The following is a 22855-nucleotide window of genomic DNA, read 5'->3' as shown; positions in this document are numbered from 1 at the left end:
TGATCCTCGACACGCTGCGCGAGCACCGCGACCAACCGGTCACCGGTCCGCCCATCCAGGGTCTCGGGCAGGTCGATCAGGCCACCCCAACGCTGCGGCAGCTCCAACGCCGCAACCCGACCCAGACCCCACACCTGAGCCTGGACCGCGTCACGCAGCCGGTCAGCAGCGCCGGTCGAGACCGCACCGCTGGTCAGGCACCACAGTTGGGCCGGGATCTCGGCGTCGCCGAGGGCTTGCACGAGGGCCGCGGTGGTCGCCGAGCCGAAGGGCAGCGCGCTGAACCCGTCGAGCGGCTGGCCGGCGGCCCCGGCGAGCGATACAACCCCGGCGAGCGGACCGTGCTCGCCGTCGATCTCGAGCAGCCGGTCGGCGAGCACCCAGCGGTCGGCGTCGTCGTCGGTGATCTGCAGGCGAACCACGTCGGCGCCGCCCCGCCCGAGCGCGTCGACGAGCTCGTCGTCGGGGGTTCCGGCGGGCACGACCAGCAGCCAGGTGCCGGTGAGTCGGGCGGGGTCGAGGTTGCCCAGTGGTGTCCAGGCGATCTGGTACTGCCAGCCGTCGATCGTCCGCTCCCGGCGCCGGCCGGCCTGGGTGGGCAGCAACGCCGCGACACCATCCAGGTCGTTGTCCTCCACCGCCCGCCAGAACGCGGCATCATCGGGATGCTCCACCACACCAGCCACCGCCTGCGGCGCCGGCTCGATCCAGTAATGCTGCCGCTGGAACGCATACGTCGGCAGATCCACGTGCCCACCACCGGGCAGCACCGCAGCCCAGTCCACACCGACCCCGTTCACGTGCAGGGTGGCCAGGGCGTGCAGGAGGCTGGTGGGCTCGTCCCGGTCCTTGCGCAGCGCCGGGGCCAGGACGGTCTCACCGGTGAGGCAGCCCTGCGCCATCGCGGTGAGGACTCCGGACGGCCCGACCTCCAGGAACCTCGCGACACCGTTGGCTTCCAGCCACGCGACGCCGTCGGCGAACCGGACGGCCTCGCGGACGTGCCGGACCCAGTAGTCGGCGGTGTACTCCTCGACCGGCAGGCCGGTGAGGTTCGACAGGATCGGAATCTGCGGCGGGGCATAGGTGATGCCGGCGGCGATCGCCCGGAACTCGTCCAGCATCGGTTCCATCAGCGGCGAGTGGAACGCGTGGGACACCGTGAGCCGCGAGGTCTTGCGATCCTTGAAGAGCTGGTCGATCACCTCGGCGTCGCCGGAGATGACGATCGACGTCGGGCCGTTGACGGCGGCGATGTCGACCCGTCCGGCGAACGGCTCCAACACCGCCCGGACCTCGGCCTCGGTCGCCTGCACCGCCAGCATCGCCCCGCCCGCAGGGAGCGCCTGCATCAACCGGCCACGGGCGGCGACCAACTGGATCGCGTCGTCCAGCGACAACACGTCCGCAACGTGCGCGGCGGCGAGCTCACCGATCGAGTGACCGAGCAGGTAGTCCGGTTTGACCCCGAACGACTCGGTGAGACGGAACAGCGCCACCTCAAGCGCGAACAACGACGCCTGCGTGTACACCGTCTGATTCACGTCCGCATCCCGCAACGAAACGTCCAGCAGCAGATCGAAACGGGCAGCGACAGCGTCGTACGCGTCGGCGAACACCGGGAACCGCTCATACAGGCCGCGTCCCATATCGGAACGCTGCGCACCCTGACCGGTGAACAGCAGCGCCAGGCGGCCCTCACCCGCCGGACCCCGCACCACGTTGGCGGCGGACGAACCCGCCTCCAGCGCGGCCAGCCCCTCGACGAACCCTGCCGTCGAATCGGCCAGCACCACCGCCCGGTGCGGCAGCGACGCACGGGACACGGCGAGCGCCGCACCCACCACGCCCGGAACGAGCGACGGATCCGCCGCGGCGAACTCACGCAGCCGCGTCGCCTGACCGCGCAGGGCCTGCGCCGAGCGGGCCGACACCAGCCACGGCACCACACCGACCGGCTCGGGTTCAGGCGTCGTCTCGACCACCGGCGGCTGCTCGATGATGGTGTGGACGTTCGTGCCGCTGATGCCGAACGACGACACCGCGGCCAGCCGCGGGCGCCCGTTCCGCTTCCACGGGCGCGCCTCGGTCAGCAGTTCCACCGCGCTGGCCGACCAGTCCACCTGCGGCGTCGGCTCATCCACGTGCAACGTCCGCGGCAGCAGCTCGTGCCGCATCGCCATCACCATCTTGATGATCCCGGCGACACCGGCGGCGGCCTGCGTGTGGCCGATGTTCGACTTCACCGAGCCCAGCCACAGTGGACGATCCGCCGGCCGGTCCTGCCCGTACGTCGCCAGCAACGCCTGCGCCTCGATCGGATCACCCAACCGGGTCCCGGTCCCGTGCGCCTCAACGGCATCGACGTCGGTCGCGGTGAGGCCGGCGTTGGCGAGCGCCTGCCGGATCACCCGCTGCTGCGACGGACCATTCGGCGCGGTAAGACCATTGGACGCACCGTCCTGGTTGACCGCGCTGCCCCGCACGAGCGCCAGGATCTGGTGACCGTTGCGCTGCGCGTCGGAGAGGCGCTCCACCAGCAGCAGACCCACGCCTTCGGCCCAGCCGGTACCGTCCGCCGCGCCGGCGAACGCCTTGCACCGGCCGTCTGACGCGAGTCCGTCCTGCCGCGAGAACTCCGCGAACACCTCCGGACCAGCGATCACCGTCACACCACCAACCAGGGCCAGCTCACACTCGCCAGCCCGCAACGCCTGGGTCGCCCAGTGCAGCGCGACCAGCGACGACGAACACGCCGTGTCGACCGTGACGGCCGGTCCTTCCAGACCGAACGTGTACGCGACCCGACCCGAGATGACGCTGTTCGCACCACCGGTCAGCAGATGCCCCTCAGTACCTTCGGGGAGGCGGCCACCGACGCCGTACCCGGAGTTCGAGGCGCCGACGAAGACACCCACCGAACGGCCGCGCAGCGACCGCGGGTCGACACCCGCCCGCTCGAAGGTTTCCCACGACACCTCCAGCAGCAGCCGCTGCTGCGGATCCATGGCGAGAGCCTCACGCGGTGAGATACCGAACGGGTCCGGGTCGAACTGCGACGCCTCGTAGACGAAACCACCGACCTGCGTGTAGCCCGCACCGTCGGGGACATACCAGTGGCGGTCCGCCGGGAACGCCGACATGCCGTCACCACCGGACTCGACCAGCGACCACAGGTCCTCCGGGGAGGCCACACCGCCCGGGTACCGGCACCCCATACCGACGATCACGATCGGGTCACCGTCCACAGCAGACGGTTGAACGGCGGCCGGCGCGGGCGCGGCCACGCCGAGCAGTTGGCCGCGCAGGTGCTCGGCGAGGACCGCCGGGGTCGGGTAGTCGAAGACCAGCGAGGCAGGCAGCCGCAGACCGGTGACACCCTCCAGGACGTTGCGCAACTCCACCGCGGTCAGCGAGTCGAACCCGAGCTCGCGGAAGGCCCGTTCGGCGTCGACGAGCGCGCCGGCGCCGAAGCCCAGCACGATCGCGGCCCTGGAACGGACCAGTTCCAGCAGGTGGCGGGACTGCTCGGCCGGGCTTGCCGCGGCGAGCCGGGCGTGCAGGCCGGTGGGCCGGTCCTCGTCGGCCGGGGACGCGGCGGCGAGAGCCTGGGCGGCCTCGGGCACGTCGGTGATGAGCGGGCTGCGCCGGGCGCCGGCGAACGACGTGGCGAACTGCTCCCAGCGGATGTCCGCGACGGTGACGGCGGGCTCGCCGCCGGCGACGAGCCGGTCCAGGACGGCGATCGCGAGGTGCGGGGTCATGGGCGGCATGCCGCTGCGCTGCAGGCGTTGCGCCACGGCCTCGTCGGCGGCCATGCCGCTGCCGGACCAGGGGCCCCAGGCCACCGAGGTGGCGGCGAGGCCGGCGGCGCGGCGCTGGTGGGCCAGCGCGTCGAGGTACGCATTCGCCGCCGCGTAGTTGCCCTGGCCGGCGCTGCCGAGGACGCCGCTGACGGACGAGAACAGCACGAACATGGTCAGGTCGAGACCGGCGGTCGCCCGGTGCAGGTTGGCTGCGGCCACCGCCTTCGACCGCAGGACCGTCGCGAACCGTTCGGGTGTCAGCGACTCGATGACGCCGTCGTCCACCACGCCGGCGGCGTGCACGACACCGGACAGGTCCGGCACCCCATCCAGCAGCCCTGCCAGCGCGGCCCGGTCGGCGACGTCACAGGCAGCGACCGTCACCCGCACACCCAGCGCGGTCAACTCCTCCACCAGCTCCCCGGCACCCGGCGCCTCAATCCCACGCCGACTGGTAAGGAGCAGGTGCGGCACGCCGCGGCCGGCGAGCCAGCGGGCGACGTGGGCGCCGAGCGCGCCGGTGCCGCCGGTGACCAGGACCGTGCCGGTCGGCGTGGGCGAGGTGGACGAGGCGGTCGGTGCGGCCCGGCGCAGGCGCCGGACGAAGACGCCGGACGCCCGGATCGCCAGCTGATCCTCGCCGTTGTCGCCGGACAGGACCGCGGTCAGGCGCTGCCCGTCCCGCTCACCCAACTGGTCCGGGAGGTCGATCAGGCCGCCCCATCGCTGCGGGTACTCCAGCGCCGCCACCCGCCCGAGCCCCCACACCTGCGCCTGGACGGCGCTGCGCAGCGGGTCCGACCGGCCCACCGACACTGCGCCGCGGGTGAGGCACCACAGTGGCGCGGTGAGGTCGACGTCGTCGAGGGCCTGGATGAGCGTGGCGGTGAGCGCGACCCCATCGTGACCGGTCTCGTCGCCGGCGACGAGCGAGATGATGCCGCTGACGGCGCCGCCCTCCGCGGCGACCTCCCAGAGCCGTTCGGCGAGCGTGTCACGGTCGGTGTCGCCGGCGTCGAGGACCAGCGGCACCGGGTCGGCGCCGGCGCGGTGCAGCGCGGTCATGACGTCGGCCGCGTCGGCGCTCGTCCTGGAGACGACCAGCCAGGCCCCGGACAGCGCCGCGGAGCGGAGTTCGGTGACCGGCTGCCAGCCGATCCGGTACTGCCAGCTGTCCACGGTGGACCGTTCGCGGCGCCGGCGGTGCCACGATGAGAGCGCGGGGAGGACCTGCTGGAGCTCTGCGCTGTGGTCGAGCTCGAGGGTGTCGCTGAGCGACGCCAGGTCGCCGTGTTCGACGGCGGCCCAGAATTGCGCGTCGGTGTCGTCGGCGCCGGCGGCGGTCGCGACGAGCGGTTCGGGCCAGTACCGGCGGCGCTGGAACGCGTACGTCGGCAGCTGCACCCGGCGCCCGCCCCACGGGCCGCAGATCGCCGCCCAGTCGACCGCGACACCGGCCACATGCAACGCGGCAACCGCCCGCAGCACCGACTCCAGCTCATCGCGGTCCTTGCGCAACGCCGCGGCCAGCACTGCCTCGCCGCTGAGGCACTGCTGCGCCATCGCGGTCAGCACCCCGGACGGCCCGACCTCGAGGAACCTGGCGACACCGTTGGCTTCCAGCCACGCGACGCCGTCGGCGAACCGGACCGCCTCGCGGACGTGCCGCACCCAGTAGTCCGCGGTGTACTCCTCAACCGGCTGGCCGGTCAGGTTGGAGACGATCGGGATGCGCGGCGGGGCATAGGTGATGCCGGCGGCGACCGCCCGGAACTCGTCCAGCATCGGTTCCATCAGCGGCGAGTGGAACGCGTGCGACACCGTGAGCCGCGAGGTCTTGCGATCCTTGAAGAGCTGGTCGATCACCTCGGCGTCGCCGGAGATGACGATCGACGTCGGGCCGTTGACGGCGGCGATGTCCACCCGACCGGCGAACGGCTCCAACACCGCCCGGACCTCCGCCTCGGTCGCCTGCACCGCCAGCATCGCCCCACCGGTCGGCAGCGCCTGCATCAACCGGCCCCGCGCCGCGACCAGGGCCACAGCGTCATCCAGCGACAGCACCTCCGCCACGTGCGCGGCGGCGAGCTCACCGATCGAGTGGCCCAGCAGGAAGTCCGGCCGCAGACCGAACGACTCCACGAGACGGAACAGCGCCACTTCCAGCGCGAACAACGACGCCTGCGTGTACACCGTCTGGTTCACGTCCGCATCCCGCAACGAAACGTCCAGCAGCGCGTCGAAACGAGCAGCGACAGCGTCGTAGGCGTCGGCAAAGACCGGGAACCGCTCGTACAGGCCGCGTCCCATATCGGAACGCTGCGCGCCCTGACCGGTGAACAGCAGCGCCAGGCGGCCCCAGCCGGCAACGCCCTGCAGCACGTTGGCGGTGCTGTCGCCGGTCGCGGCGGCGGCGAGGTCGCGGAGGCTGCTCTGGTGGTCGGCGGCCAGGACGACGGCGCGGTGTTCGAGGTCGGCGCGGCCGGTGACCAGCGACCAGGCGACATCGGCCGGGGCAGGGTGGTCGGTGGCGTCGAGCCGGGCGTGGAGGCGGGCGGCCTGGGCGCGCAGCCCGTCGGCCGAACGCGCCGACAGCAGCCACGGGACGATCGGCGGGGTGGGTTCGGCAGCCGCCGGCCGGGCCGGTGCTGCGTCGGCCGGGGGCTGTTCGAGGATCGCGTGGGCGTTGGTGCCGCTGATGCCGAACGAGGAGACGCCGGCCCGGCGCGGGCGGCCCGTCTCCGGCCACGGCCGCGCCTCGGTCAGCAACTCCACCGCACCCGAGGACCAGTCCACATGCGGCGACGGCGCATCCACATGCAACGTCCGCGGCAGAATGCCGTGCCGCATCGCGAGGACCATCTTGATGACCCCAGCCACACCGGCGGCGCTCTGGGTGTGACCGATGTTCGACTTGACCGACCCGATCCACAGTGGACTGTCCGCCGGGCGGTCCTGCCCGTACGTCGCCATCAGCGCCTGCGCCTCGATCGGGTCACCGAGGGTGGTGCCGGTGCCGTGCGCCTCCACCGCGTCGACGTCCGATGCCGTGAGCCCGGCGCTGGCCAGGGCCTGGCGGATGACCCGCTGCTGGGCGGGTCCGTTCGGCGCGGTGAGCCCGTTGGAGGCGCCGTCCTGGTTGATCGCCGAGCCGCGGACAACGGCCAGGACCTCGTGGCCGTTGCGGCGCGCGTCGGCAAGCCGCTCCACCACGAGCAGACCGACACCCTCCGCCCAGCCGGTGCCGTCCGCCGCAGCCGCGAACGGCTTGCACCGACCATCCGACGCCAACCCGTCCTGCCGCGAGAACTCCGCGAAGATGCCCGGATTCGCCAGCACCGTGGCACCACCGGCCAACGCCAGCGTGCACTCCCCCGCCCGCAACGCCTGCCCAGCAAGATGCAGCGCGACCAACGACGACGAGCACGCCGTGTCCACGGTCACCGCCGGACCTTCCAGACCCAGCGAGTAGGAGACGCGACCGGACGCGACGCTGGTGGCGCTGCCGGTGAGCAGCATGCCCTCGACGCCCTCCGGCAGCTGCATCCCGGCGCCGTAGCTGGACGCGGCGACGCCGACGAAGACGCCGGTCTGGCTGCCGCGCAGCGACGTCGGGTCGATCCCCGCGTCCTCGAACGCCTCCCAGGACGCTTCGAGCAGCAGCCGCTGCTGCGGGTCCATGGCGAGGGCCTCGCGCGGGGAGATGCCGAACAGGTCGGCGTCGAAGGTGGTCGCGTCGTAGACGAAGCCGCCCTCGCGGGTGTAGGCGGCGCCCGGGTCGTCGCCGCCCCAGCCACGGTCGGTCGGGAAGAGCGACATGCCGTCGAGGCCCGCGCCGAGGAGCTGCCAGAGCTCGTCGGGGTTGCCGACGCTGCCCGGGTACCGGCAGCTCATGCCGACGATCGCGATGAGGTCGTCGTCGTCGCGGCGGACGGTGGGGGTGACCGCCTGCGGCCGGTCGGCGGCCGGCGCCCCGACGAGGGTGTCGCGCAGGTGATCGGCGAGCGCGGTCGGCGTCGGGTAGTCGAACACGAGGGTTGCGGGCAGTCGCATCCCGGTCGTGGTGTTCAACCGGTTGCGCAGCTCCACGGAGGTCAGTGAGTCGAAGCCGAGGTCCTTGAACGCCCGGCCCGGCTCGACGCCGTCGGCGGAGGCGTGGCCGAGGACGACGGCGGCCTGTTCGCGGACGAGGTCGGTGAGGAGCCGGAGCCGGTCGGGACCGGCGAGCGGGGCGAGGCGCTCGGCGAGGGTGGTGCCGGCTGCCCGGTCGGTGCCGGTCGCCCGCCGCCGCGGCGGGCGGACGAGGCCGCGCAGCAGGGGCGGCACGGCGCCGCCGCGCAGGGCGGCGAGGTCGATCGGCATGGGCACGAGATGCGGCCGGGCCTGGACCACCGCCGCGTCGAACAACGCCAACCCGAGCTCGGTGGACAACCCACCACCAGCACGCGCCACGTCACGACCCTCAAGATGACCGGCCATCCCGGACGCCTCAGCCCACAACCCCCAACCCAACGACAGACCCGGCAACCCCAAACTCCGCCGGTACGACATCAGCCCGTCAAGGAACGCATTCGCCGCGGCGTAGTTTGCCTGTCCTGCGGACCCGAACGTCGCCGACGCTGAGGAGAACACCACGAACCACGCCAGGTCCAGGTCCTTCGTCAGCTCGTGCAGGTGTACCGCAGCATCCACCTTCGGACGCAACACGCCGTCGAGCCGCTCAGGAGTCAACGCGGCGAACACACCGTCGTCCAGAACACCGGCGCAGTGCACAACACCAGCCAGCGCCCTACCAGCGACGACCGCAGCCAGAGCATCACGGTCCGCGACATCACACGCCACAACCTCGGCGTGCGCACCCAACCCGGCGAGACGGTCCACGAGGTCCGCGACACCGGGCGCGTCCGGGCCGCGGCGGCTGGTCAGCACCAGGTCCCACACGCCGAACGTCCGGACCAGGTGCTCGGCCAGCAGCGCACCCAGACCGCCGGTGCCACCGGTGATCAGGACGGTGCCCTGCGGGGCGGCCGGGACGGTGAACACGTTCTTGCCCACGTGCTTGGCCTGGCTGATGTGCCGGAACGCGGGCACGGCGGCGCGCAGGTCCCAGGCGGTGACGGGCAGCGCGGCCACCGCGTCGTGGTCGAACAGGCGCACGATGTCGGTGAGCATCTCCCGGATCCGCGCGGGGCCCGCCTCGAAGAGGTCGAACGCGCGGTACCGCACGCCGGCGTGGTCGGTGGCGACCTGGGCGGGGTCGCGGACATCGAGCTTGCCCATCTCGATGAAGCGGCCGTTCGGCGCCAGCAGCCGCAGCGACGCGTCGACGAAGTCCCCGGCGAGCGAGTCGAGCACGACGTCGACGCCGTAGCCGCCGGTGGCGGCGCGGAAGGTGTCCTCGAACGCGAGGGTGCGCGAGGAGGCGATGTGGGCGTCGTCGAGGCCGGAGGCGCGCAGCGTGTCCCACTTGCCGGAGCTCGCGGTGCCGAAGACCTCGACCCCCCAGTGCCGGGCCAGCTGGACGGCGGACATGCCGACGCCACCGGCGGCGGCGTGGACGAGGAGCCGTTCGCCGGCCCGGAGCCCGGCCAGGTCACGCAGCGCGTAGTACGCGGTCAGGTAGGCCATCGGCACCGACGCGGCGCGGGCGAACGTCCAGCCGCGCGGCATGCGGGCCAGCACCCGGTGGTCGGCGACGGCGCGCGGGCCGAAGCCGCCGAACAGCAGGCCGAAGACGCGGTCGCCGGGTGCGAGGTCGGTGACGTCCGCGCCGACCTCGAGCACGACGCCGGCGCCCTCCGACCCCATGAGGCCCGGCTCCGGGTACATGCCGAGCGCGAGCAGGACGTCGCGGAAGTTGACACCGGCGGCGCGCACGGCGATGCGGACCTCGCCCGGTGCGAGCGGCGCGTCGCCGGCGGCCGAGCCGACCAGCGCGATGCTTTCGAGGGTGCCACCGGCGTCGCCCGGCACTTCGAGCCTCCACGCGTCCGTGCCGGCGGGCGCGGTCAGCTCGGTCGGCGGCAGCGCGCGGACCAGCCGCGGCGCGTGGTGGGTGCCGGCGCGCACGGCGAGCTGCGGCTCGTCGTCCGGCAGCGCCGCCAGCGCGTCCCAGGACGTCTGCTCGTCGTCGAGGTCCACGAGCAGGATCCGGCCGGGGTTCTCCGTCTGGGCGGTGCGCAGCAGGCCCCACACCGCGGCGCCGGCCAGGTCGGTCGCCGGCGCGACGTGGGCGGTGGTGACGGCGTGGCTGGTCGCGACGATCAGCGGGAGGGTGGCGTACCGGTCGTCGGCGAGCCAGGTCTGGGCGGCGCGCAGGACGGCGTCGACCCGGGTGCGGGTCTGCGCGGCGAGGTCGGGGGTGGGGTCGTCGGCCAGGCCGGCCCACAGCACGACCGCGTCGGGGAGCGACCGGCCGGCGTCGACGTCCTCGGTGAACGCGGCGAGATCCGGATAGGTGTCGGCGCCGAGCCGGTCGGCGATCACCGCCGGGCCGAGCACCGCGAAGAGACCGGTGTCGCCGTCGTCGGGGGTGGGCAGGGCGGTCCAGTCGACCGAGAAGAGCGCGTCCTGCAGCCGGGCGGCGCCGGCCGCAGCGTCGATCTGGCCTGCTGCGATCGGGCGCAGGGCGAGGCTTTCGATCGTGGCCACCGGTGCGCCGGCACCGTCGGCGACGTGCAGGGTGACCGCGTCGGGGCCGGCCGGCGTCAGCCGCGCCCGCAGGACCGACGCGCCGGTCGCGTGCAGGGTCACCCCGGTCCAGGCGAACGGCAGGCGCACCGGACCCGCATCGGTCACGAACGAGCCGAGGCTGACGGCGTGCAGGGCGGCGTCCAGCAGCGCCGGGTGGAGCCCGAACGCAGCGGCGCCGGCGGAGTCCGCCTCCGGCAGGGCGACCTCGGCGAGGATGTCCTCGCCGACGCGCCAGGCACGGTGCAGGCCGCGGAACGCCGGTCCGTACACCAGGCCGGCGCCGGCGATGTGCCCGTCGTAGAAGCCGTCGAGGTCGATCGGCTCCGCGCCGGACACGGGCCACTCGGTGTGGTCCGTCGTGGCGGCGGTGATCCGCTCGGACACGGCGCCGGAGGCGTGCCGCAGCCAGTCGCCGTCGTGGGGGCGGGAGTAGACGGCGACGGGCCGGTCGCCGCGCTCGTCGGCGCCGCCGACGCTCACCTGGACCTGGACCGCGCCGTTGTCGGGCAGGACCAGCGGCGCCTCGATCGTGAGGTCCTCGATCCGGGCCGCGCCGACCTGTTCGGCGGCGCGCAGGACCAGCTCGACGAAGGCGGTGCCCGGCAGCAGCACCCGGCCCGCGACCACGTGGTCCGCGAGCCACGGGTGGGTCGCCGTGGACAGCCTGCCGGTGAGCAGGGCACCGTCGCCGCCGGCGATGGACACCGTCGCGGCGATCAGTGGGTGACCGGCGGGCACGAGGCCCGCGGACGCGACGTCGCCGACGTGGGCGACCGCCTGCGGCCAGAAGCGCTGGCGCTGGAAGGCATAGGTGGGCAGGTCGACATGACGACCGGCGGGCAGCACCGCGGTCCAGTCCACGCCGACCCCGTTGGCGTGCAGGGTGCCCAGGGCGTGCAACAGGCTGGTGGGCTCGTCCCGGTCCTTGCGCAGCGCCGGAGCCAGCACTGCCTCCCCGGTGAGGCACTGCTGCGCCATCGCGGTCAGCACCCCGGACGGCCCGACCTCCAGGAACCTCGCGACACCATTGCTCTCAAGCCACGCGACGCCGTCGGCGAACCGGACCGCCTCCCGCACGTGCCGGACCCAGTAGTCCGCGGTGTACTCCTCAACCGGCAGCCCGGTCAGATTCGACACGACGGGAATCCGCGGCGGGGCATAGGACACGCTGGCAGCGACCGTGCGGAACTCGTCCAACATCGGTTCCATCAGCGGCGAGTGGAACGCGTGCGACACCGTGAGCCGCGAGGTCTTACGGTCCTTGAAGAGCTGGTCGATCACCTCGGCGTCGCCGGAGATGACAATTGAGGTCGGGCCGTTGACGGCGGCGATGTCGACCCGTCCGGCGAACGGCTCCAACACCGCCCGGACCTCGGCCTCGGTCGCCTGCACCGCCAGCATCGCCCCACCAGCCGGCAGCGCCTGCATCAACCGGCCCCGCGCTGCGACCAGCTGGATCGCGTCGTCCAGCGACAGCACGTCCGCGACGTGCGCGGCGGCGAGCTCACCGATCGAGTGGCCCAGCAGGTAGTCCGGTTTGACCCCGAACGACTCCACCAGGCGGAACAGCGCCACCTCAAGCGCGAACAACGACGCCTGCGTGTACACCGTCTGATTCACGTCCGCATCCCGCAACGAAACGTCCAGCAGCAGATCGAAACGGGCAGCGACAGCGTCGTACGCGTCGGCGAACACCGGGAACCGCTCATACAGGCCGCGTCCCATATCGGAACGCTGCGCACCCTGACCGGTGAACAGCAGCGCCAGGCGGCCCTCGGCGAAGGTGCCGCGTGCCACGTGTGCGGCGGGTTCGCCGCCGGTGAGGGCGTCGAGGCCGCGAGCGAGGCTGTCGCGGTCGGCCGCGACGATGACGGCGCGGTGGTCCAGGTGGCTGCGGGTGCGCTCCAGGGCCGCGGCGACGTCGGCGGGGTCGGAGCCGGTGGTGTCGAGGAACTCGCGCAGCGCCGCGGCCTGGTCGCGCAGGCCCGCGGTGGTCTTCGACGACAGCAGCCACGGCGTCGCGCGGTCGTTGCGGTCGTCCTGCGGGCCGGTCGCCGGCGGTTCGTCCGGTGCCTGCTCCAGGATGGTGTGGACGTTGGTGCCGCTGATGCCGAATGCCGACACGCCCGCCCGCCGGGGGCGGTCCTGCGCGTCCCATGGCTGCGCGTGGCCGGCGAGCTCGATGGCGCCCGGCGTCCAGTCGACGTGCGGCGTCGGCGTGCCGGCGTGCAGCGTGGGGGGCATGATGCCGTGCCGCATCGCCATGACCATCTTGATCACGCCGGCCACACCAGCCGCTGCCTGTGTGTGGCCGATGTTCGACTTGATCGAGCCGAGCCACAGTGGACGGTTGCCGGGGCGGTGCTGGCCGTACGTGGCGAGCAGCGCCTGCGCCTCGATCGGGTCGCCGAGCTTCGTGCCGGTGCCGTGCGCCTCGACGGCGTCCACATCGGACGGTGCGAGGCCGGCGCTGGCGAGGGCCTGGCGGATGACCCGCTGCTGGGCGGGGCCGTTCGGGGCGGTCAGCCCGTTCGAGGCGCCGTCCTGGTTCACCGCCGAGCCGCGGACCACTGCGAGGACGCGGTGGCCGTTGCGCCGGGCGTCCGAGAGCCGCTCCAGCACCAGCATGCCGACGCCCTCGCCCCAGCCGGTGCCGTCCGCGTCGGAGGAGAACGCCTTGCAGCGCCCGTCGCCGGCGAGGCCGTCCTGCCGAGAGAACTCGATGAACGCGCCCGGCGTCGACATGACGGTTACGCCACCGGCGAGTGCCAGCGCGCATTCCCCGGTGCGCAGCGACTGCGCCGCCCAGTGCAGTGCGACGAGCGACGAGGAGCAGGCGGTGTCGACGGTAACGGCCGGTCCTTCCAGGCCGAACGTGTAGGCGACCCGGCCGGACAGGACCGCGGCGGAGTTGCCGGTGCCGGTGTGGCCTTCGGCCTGCGCGCCCCCGGCCGCCTGCAGCACGTTGGCGTAGTCCTGGCCGTTCGTGCCGGCGAAGACCCCGGTCCTGGTGCCACGCACCGTGCGGGGGTCGATCCCGGCCCGCTCGAACGCCTCCCAGCAGGTTTCGAGCAGCAGCCGCTGCTGCGGGTCCATGGCGAGCGCCTCGCGGGGAGAGATCCCGAACAGGTCGGCGTCGAACGTCACCGCGTCGGTCAGGAACCCACCCACGGGCGTGTAGGTGTCGGGACCGCTGTTGATGTCCCAGCCCCGGTCGGTCGGGAACGCCGACATCGCGTCGGTGCCGGACACCACCAGCTGCCACAGTTGCTCTGGGTTGTTGACGCCGCCGGGGTACCGGCAAGCCATGCCGACGATGACCACCAGATCGTCGTCCGCGGGCGCCGCGACACCCGGCTCGGCTGTCAGGTCCGCCGCGGTCGTGCCGCCGAGCTCGCCGCGCAGGTGCTCGGCGAGAGCGTCCGGCGTCGGGTAGTCGAAGACGATGGTCGCCGGCAGGCGCAGGCCGGTGAGCGCGTCGAGCACGTTGCGCAGCTCGACCGCGGTGAGCGAGTCGAAGCCGAGGTCACGGAACGCCCGCTGCGGCTCGACCGCTTCCATCGAGCCGTGCCCGAGGACCATGGCCGCCCGCGAGCGGACCGCGTCGAGGATGATCCGGTGCTGCTCGTCGGGGGTGCCGCCGGCCAGCCTCCGGCGCAGTTCGGAGATGTCGTCCGTGCCGCTCGGGCCGTGTCCGGCGGCGTCGACGAGCGCACGGGCCTCGGGTACGCCGGTCAGCAGCGCGCTGCCGCGGGCGGCGGTGAGGCCGGGGGCGTAGCTCGCCCAGTCGGCGTCGACCACCATGCGGTGCGCGGCGTGCTGGGCGACCGCCTTCGCCAGGGCGGCGATTGCGAGCGTGGGTTCCATCGGGGCGAGGCCACCGCGGCGGAGCCGTTCGGTGACGACGTCGTCGGTCGCCATACCGGCGTCGGCCCACGGACCCCACGCGATCGACGTCGCCACCAGACCCCGGTCCCGACGCTGCTGCGCCAGCGCATCCAGGAACGCGTTCGCGGCCGCGTAGTTCGCCTGACCGGCACTACCGACCGTGCCCGCGACCGAGGAGAACAACACGAACATCGACAGGTCCAGACCAGCGGTCAACTCATCCAGATGCGTCGCCGCCAGGGCCTTACCACGCAGGACCGTCTCGAACTGCTCCGGGGTCAGCGACTCCAGCACACCGTCATCCAGGACCCCGGCCGCGTGGACCACGCCCGCCAGGTCCTGGACGCCAGCCAACAGTGCTGCGACCGCGTCCCGATCGCCCATGTCACACGCCACGACGCTGGCATTCGCGCCCAACGCGGTGAGTTCCTCGACCAGCTCCGGCACACCAGGCGCGTCCGGGCCGCGGCGGCTGGTCAGCACCAGCTCCGGGACACCCTCCGCGGCGAGCCACCTCGCCACGTGCGCACCCAGGGCGCCGGTACCACCCGTCACCAGCACCGCACCCGACGGCACCACGAACGACGTGCCTGAAGCGGCCGGGACCCGCTCCAACCGGCGACCGAACACACCAGACGCCCGCACCGCCACCTGATCCTCGACACGCTGCGCGAGCACCGCGACCAACCGGTCACCGGTCCGCCCATCCAGGGTTTCGGGCAGGTCGATCAGGCCACCCCAACGCTGCGGCAGCTCCAACGCCGCAACCCGACCCAGACCCCACACCTGAGCCTGGACCGCGTCACGCAGCCGGTCAGCGGCGCCGATCGAGACCGCACCGTGGGTGAGCACCCACAGCCGTCCCTCGACTCCGGCGTCGCCGAGCGCCTGGGCCAGGGCGGCGGTGGTGGCCAGGGACCGAGGGAGTGCCTCGTAGCCGTCGAGCGACCGGCTGTCCGGGCCGGGCACGGCGAGGACCCCGGCGATGTCGCCGATGTCGGCCGTCACGTCGAGCAGGTGGTCCGCGAGCGCCCACCGGTCGTCGTCGGGGTCGATTTCCAGCTCGGCGACGTCGGCGCCGGCGTGACGGAGGGCGGCGGCGAGGGGTTCGGTGTCGACACCGGCCGGGGCGGTGATCAGCCAGGTGCCGGTGAGTCGGGCGGGGTCGAGGTTGCCCAGTGGTGTCCAGGCGATCTGGTACTGCCAGCCGTCGATCGTCCGCTCCCGGCGCCGGCCGGCCTGGGTGGGCAGCAACGCCGCGACACCATCCAGGTCGTTGTCCTCCACCGCCCGCCAGAACGCGGCATCATCGGGATGCTCCACCACACCAGCCACCGCCAGCGGCGCCGGCTCGATCCAGTAATGCTGCCGCTGGAACGCATACGTCGGCAGATCCACGAGCGGCCCCTGGGGCAGGATCGCGGTCCAATCGACGGCGGCGCCGTTGACGTGCAGGGTGCTCAGTGCGTGCAGGAGGGTGGTGGGTTCGTCACGGTCCTTGCGCAGCGCCGCGGTGAGCACCGGCTCGCCGGTCAGGCACTGCTGCGCCATGGCGGTGAGCACTCCGGACGGCCCGACCTCCAGGAACCGGGTGACCTCGTTGGCCTCGAGCCAGGCGATACCGTCGGCGAACCGGACGGCCTCGCGGACGTGCCGGACCCAGTAGTCGGCGGAGTGCACCTCGACCGGCAGGCCGGTCAGGTTGGAGATGATGGGAATGCGCGGCGGGGCATAGGTGAGGCCGGCGGCGACGGTGCGGAACTCGTCCAGCATCGGTTCCATCAGCGGCGAATGGAACGCGTGGGACACCGTCAGCCGTGAGGTCTTACGGTCCTTGAAGAGCTGGTCGATCACCTCGGCGTCGCCGGAGATGACGATCGACGTCGGGCCGTTGACGGCGGCGATGTCCACCCGACCCGCAAACGGCTCCAACGCGGAAAGCACCTCGGCCTCGGTCGCCTGCACCGCCAGCATCGCCCCACCGCTCGGCAGCGCCTGCATCAACCGGCCCCGCGCCGCGACCAGCGCCACCGTGTCGTCCAGCGACAACACGTCCGCAACGTGCGCGGCGGCCAGCTCACCGATCGAGTGACCCAGCAGGAAGTCCGGCTGCAAACCGAACGACTCCACCAGACGGAACAGCGCCACCTCCAGCGCGAACAACGACGCCTGCGTGTAGACGGTCTGGTTGACGTCGGCATCGCGCAACGGCTGGTCCAGCAGGGTGTCGAACCGGGCGCAGACCGCGTCGTAGGCGTCGGCGAACACCGGGAACCGCTCATACAGGCCGCGTCCCATATCGGAACGCTGCGCACCCTGACCGGTGAACAGCAGCGCCAGGCGGCCCTCACCCGCCGAACCCCGCACCACGTTGGCGGCGGACGAACCCGCCTCCAGCGCGGCCAGCCCCTCGACGAACCCTGCCGTCGAATCGGCCAGCACCACCGCCCGGTGCGGCAGCGACGCGCGAGCCGTCGCCAACGCGGCGCCGATCGCCGCCGGGTCCAGGTTCGGGTCCACGGTAATGAAGTCGTGCAGCTTCGATGCCTGGCCGCGCAGGGCTTCGGCCGAACGGGCCGACACCACCCACGGCACAGTGCCCGTCCAGCCCGGAGCCGTCACCGGAACCGTGGCTGGGGCCTGCTCGATGATCGTGTGGACATTCGTGCCACTGATACCGAAGGACGACACACCCGCCCGCCGCGGACGGTCCCCGACCACCCACGGCCGCGCCTCGGTCAAGAGTTCCACCGCGCCGGCCGACCAGTCCACCTGCGGCGTCGGCTCATCCACGTGCAACGTCCGCGGCAGCAGCTCGTGCCGCATCGCCATGACCATCTTGATGATCCCGGCGACGCCCGCAGCGGCCTGGGTGTGGCCGATGTTCGACTTCACCGAGCCCAGCCACAGTGGACGATCCGCCGGCCGGTCCTGCCCGTACGTCGCCAGCAACGCCTGCGCCTCGATCGGATCACCCAACCGGGTCCCGGTCCCGTGCGCCTCAACGGCATCGACGTCGGTCGCGGTGAGGCCGGCGTTGGCGAGCGCCTGCCGGATCACCCGCTGCTGCGACGGACCATTCGGCGCGGTAAGACCATTCGAGGCACCGTCCTGGTTGACCGCGCTGCCCCGCACGAGCGCCAGGATCTGATGGCCGTTGCGCTGCGCGTCGGAGAGGCGCTCCACCAGCAGCAGACCCACGCCCTCGGCCCAGCCCGTGCCGTCCGCCGCTCCAGCAAACGCCTTGCACCGACCATCCGACGCCAGCCCGTCCTGCCGCGAGAACTCCGCGAACACCTCCGGACCAGCAATCACCGTCACACCACCAACCAACGCCAGCTCACACTCACCAGCCCGCAACGCCTGAGCCGCCCAATGCAACGCCACCAGCGACGACGAACACGCCGTGTCAACCGTGACGGCAGGCCCTTCCAGACCGAACGTGTACGCGACCCGACCCGAGATGACGCTGTTCGCACCACCGGTCAGCAGATGCCCCTCAGCACCCTCCGGGAGACGACCGCCGACGCCGTACCCATTGTTTGACGCGCCGACGAACACGCCCACCGAACGGCCGCGCAGCGACCGCGGATCGACCCCGGCGCGCTCAAACGTTTCCCACGACACCTCCAGCAGCAGCCGCTGCTGCGGATCCATCGCCAGGGCCTCACGCGGCGAAATACCGAACGGGTCCGGATCGAACTGCGACGCCTCGTAGACGAAACCACCGACCTGCGCGAAACTCGCACCGTCGGGGACATACCAGTGACGGTCCGCCGGGAACGCCGACATACCATCCCCGCCGGACTCGACCAACGACCACAGGTCCTCCGGCGAAGCGACACCACCCGGGTACCGGCAACCCATACCGACGATCACGATCGGGTCACCATCCACAGCGGACGGCGCCGGCTGCAGGGGCGTGCCGAGGCCCGTGGCGTCGATCAGGCCGAGGACGCCGGCCAGGTGCTCGGCGAGGACCGCCGGGGTCGGGTAGTCGAAGACCAGCGAGGCAGGCAACCGCAGACCGGTGACACCCTCCAGCACGTTGCGCAACTCCACCGCGGTCAACGAGTCGAACCCGAGCTCGCGGAAGGCCCGTTCGGGCTCCACTTCGGACGCTGAGCCGTGGCCGAGGACGAGGGCGGCCCGGGCGCGGACGAGGTCGAGCAGCACGCGCGCCTGTTCGGTCGGTGTCGCGCCGGCCAGTCGCTCGCGCAGCGCGGATGCCTCGTCGGCCTCCGTCGGGCCGGTCTCGACGGTGGCGAGCTGCTGGACGTCGGGGAGGTTGCGCAGCAGCGCGGTCGGGCGGGCGAACCGGGTCCAGTCGATGTCGGCGACCATGACGGTGGGGTCGGCGGTGGTGACGGCCCGGCGAAGCGCGGTGACGGCGAGCGCTGGGTCCATCGGGGGAAGGCCGCCGCGGCGGATGCGCTGGGCGACGAGGTCGTCGACGGCCATGCCCGCCTCGGCCCACGGCCCCCACGCGATCGACGTGGCCGCCAGACCCCGGTCGCGCCGTTGCTCGGCGAGTGCGTCGAGGAAGGCGTTCGCCGCCGCGTAGTTCGCCTGGCCCGCGCTGCCGATCGTGCCGGTCAGCGACGAGAACAGCACGAACATCGACAGGTCCAGGCCGGCGGTCAGCTCGTCCAGGTGCGCCGCGGCGAGGGCCTTGCCCCGCAGCACCGTCTCGAACTGTTCCGGCGTCAGCGACTCCAACACGCCGTCGTCGAGGACCCCAGCCGTGTGCACGACACCGGCCAGGTCCGGTACCTGATCCAGCAGCCCTGCCAGCGCGGCCCGGTCGGCGACGTCACAGGCCGCGACCGTCACCCGCGTGCCGAGCGCGGTCAGCTCCTCCACCAGGTCCCCGGCACCCGGCGCCTCAATCCCACGCCGGCTGGTGAGCAGCAGGTGCGGCACGCCTTCGGCGGCGAGCCAGCGGGCGACGTGGGCGCCCAACGCACCGGTGCCGCCGGTCACCAGCACCGGGCGCGACGGCGCCACGAACGGCACGTCACCTCCGGCGACGGACCGCTCCAGACGGCGGCCGAACACCCCAGAGGCGCGGACCGCGACCTGGTCCTCGGCGCGCTGCGCCAGCACGGAGGCCAGCCGGTCGCCGACGCGGGCGTCGAACGTCTCGGGCAGGTCGATGAGGCCACCCCATTGGTGGCGGTACTCCAGCGCGGCGGCCCGGCCCAGGCCCCAGATCTCGGCCTGGACGGCGCTGCGGAGCCGGTCGGAGCGACCGGCGGCCACGGCGCCGCGGGTGAGCCACCAGACCGGCGCGTGCAGACCCGCGTCGCCGAGCGCCTGCATGAGGGCGGCCGAGCCGACGACACCCTGGGGCACGGCGGTGAGACCATCCACTGTGGACTCGGCGAGGCCGAGCAGCGACACGACGCCGGCGATGTCGGTGGACGCCTCGGCGATGGCGTCGAGAAGGTGGTCGGCGAGGAGCCAGCGGTCCGTATCTGCGGCGGCGTGGACCACGGTGACCGTGGCGCCGGCCCGCTGCATCGCGTCGGCCACGTCGCCGGCGTCGGCCATCAGCGGCACGACGAGCAACCACGCGCCGGGCAGGACGGCCGCCGGCAGGTCGGTGAGGGGCGTCCAGGTGATGCGGTACCGCCACCCGTCCGCGATCGACACGTCCCGGGACCGGCGCCGCCACGACGTCAGGGCGGGCATGATGCCACGCAGCTCGTCGGACTGGTCCAGGCGGAGAGTGGCGGCGAGCGTGTCGGTGTCGCCGTGCTCGACCGCGTCCCAGAACTGCGCGTCGAGGGGACCCGCCAGCACGGGGGCGGCGGTGAGCGGCTCGGGCCAGTACCGGCGGCGCTGGAACGCGTACGTCGGTAGCTGCACCCGGCGCCCGCCCCACGGGCCGCAGATCGCCGCCCAGTCGACCGCGACACCGGCCACATGCAACGCGGCAACCGCCCGCAGCACCGACTCCAGCTCATCGCGGTCCTTGCGCAACGCCGCGGCCAGCACCGCCTCACCACTGAGACACTGCTGCGCCATCGCGGTCAGGACTCCGGACGGCCCGACCTCCAGGAACCTGGTGACACCGTTGTTCTCAAGCCACCCGACCCCGTCGGCGAACCTCACTGCATTCCGCACGTGCCGGACCCAGTAGTCCGCGGAGTACTCCTCAACCGGCAGCCCCGTCAGGTTCGACACGATCGGAATCTGCGGCAGCGCATAAGTCAGGCCGGCGGCGATCGTCCGGAACTCGTCCAGCATCGGCTCCATCAGCGGCGAGTGGAACGCGTGCGACACCGTCAGCCGCGACGTCTTACGGTCCTTGAACAGTTGGTCGATCACCTCGGCCTCGCCGGAGACCACGATCGACGTCGGGCCGTTGACGGCGGCGATGTCGACCCGGCCGGCGAACGGCTCCAACACCGCCCGGACCTCGGCCTCGGTCGCCTGCACGGCCAGCATCGCCCCACCGGTCGGCAGCGCCTGCATCAACCGGCCCCGTGCTGCGACCAACGCGGCCGCATCGTCCAAGGACAGCACGTCCGCGACGTGCGCGGCGGCGAGCTCACCGATCGAGTGACCGAGCAGGTAGTCCGGTTTGACCCCGAACGACTCCACCAGGCGGAACAGCGCCACCTCAAGCGCGAACAACGACGCCTGCGTGTACACCGTCTGATTGACGTCGGCATCGCGCAGGGGCTGGTCCAGCAGCGCGTCGAAGCGGGTAACGACCGCGTCATAGGCGTCGGCGAACACCGGGAACCGCTCATACAGGCCGCGTCCCATGTTGGCGCGCTGGGCGCCCTGACCGGTGAACAGCAGCGCCAGGCGGCCCCGGCCCACGACGCCCTGCAGCAGCTGGTGACCGGCCTCGCCGGCGGCAAGGAGGTCGAGGCCGGCGAGGAGTTCGGTGCGGTCGGCGCCGATCACGACGGCGCGGTGTTCCAGAGCGGCCCTGGTGGTCACGAGCGACCCGGCGACGTCCACGCCGTCAACGTCAGGCTCGCGCTCGATCCGGCGGCGCAGCGCGGCCGCCTGGTCGCGCAGCCCGTCGCGGGTGCGGGCGGACAGCAGCCACGGCAGCGCGGACGGCGCGGCGGTCGGTTCGGCTGTGGTCGGTTCGGCGGCGGGGAACGCTTCGATGATGGCGTGGGCGTTGGTGCCGCTGACACCGAACGAGGACACGCCGGCCCGGCGCGGACGGCCGGTCTCCGGCCACGGCCGCGCCTCGGTCAGCAACTCCACCGCACCCGAGGACCAGTCCACATGCGGCGACGGCGCATCCACATGCAACGTCCGTGGCAGGATGCCGTGCCGCATCGCCAGCACCATCTTGATCACCCCGGCCACACCTGCCGCGCCCTGGGTGTGACCGATGTTCGACTTGACCGACCCGATCCACAGTGGAGTATCCGCCGGGCGGTCCTGCCCGTACGTCGCCAGCAACGCCTGCGCCTCGATCGGGTCACCGAGGGTGGTGCCGGTGCCGTGCGCCTCCACCGCGTCCACATCGGCGGCGCTCAGCCCGGCATTGGCCAGGGCCCGGCGGATCACCCGCTGCTGCGACGGTCCGTTCGGCGCGGTCAAACCGTTGGAGGCACCGTCCTGGTTCACCGCGCTGCCGCGGACGACGGCCAGGACCTCATGGCCGTTGCGGCGCGCGTCGGAAAGCCGCTCCACCACGAGCAGACCAACACCCTCCGCCCAACCGGTGCCGTCCGCCGCAGCCGCGAACGGCTTACACCGACCATCCGACGCCAACCCGTCCTGCCGCGAGAACTCCGCGAAAATGCCCGGATTCGCCAACACCGTGGCACCACCGGCCAACGCCAGCGTGCACTCCCCCGCCCGCAACGCCTGCCCAGCAAGATGCAGCGCCACCAGCGACGACGAGCACGCCGTGTCCACGGTCACCGCCGGACCTTCCAGACCCAGCGAGTACGAGATTCGTCCCGAGGCGACGCTGCCCGCGCTGCCGGTGAGCAGCATCCCTTCCGCGCCCTCCGGCAGCTGCATGCCGATGCCGTAGTTGGACACCGCCGAGCCGACGAAGACACCGGTCTGGCTGCCTCGCAGCGACGTCGGGTCGATCCCCGCGTCTTCCAGGGCCTCCCAGGACGCTTCGAGCAGCAGCCGCTGCTGCGGGTCCATGGCGTACGCCTCGCGCGGCGAGATGCCGAAGAAGCCGGCGTCGAAGGTGGTCGCGTCGTAGACGAAGCCGCCGGCCCGGGCGAACGTGACGTCGGCGTGCTCGAGCTGCCAGCCGCGGTCGGTCGGGAAGTCGGACACGCCGTCGGCACCGGAAAGGACCAGGTCCCAGAGGTCGTCCGGGTTTCCCACCCCACCGGGCAGCCGGCAGCTCATGCCCACGATCGCGATGAGGTCGTCGTCGGCCTGGCGGACCGCGGGCACCGCGGAAAGCGGCCGGTCGGCCGTGGCAGCCCCGACGAGGGTTTCGCGGAGGTGTTGGGCGAGTG

The 22855-nt window shown here is 72.6% G+C and carries 1 protein-coding gene (cut by a window edge); it reads right to left on the bottom strand.

Features of this window, described 5'->3' with window-relative positions:
• On the bottom strand, positions 1–22855 hold part of the coding region annotated (locus tag ACFPIJ_RS00495) for a type I polyketide synthase (RefSeq protein ID WP_380112507.1) (this coding region is incomplete at its 3' end). 14776 nt of the annotated region lie beyond the right edge of the window; 22855 of 37631 annotated nt are visible.

This window comes from Dactylosporangium cerinum, assembly GCF_042653625.1.
Classification (GTDB): domain Bacteria; phylum Actinomycetota; class Actinomycetes; order Mycobacteriales; family Micromonosporaceae; genus Dactylosporangium; species Dactylosporangium cerinum.
This window is presented reverse-complemented; position numbering and strand designations above follow the sequence as displayed.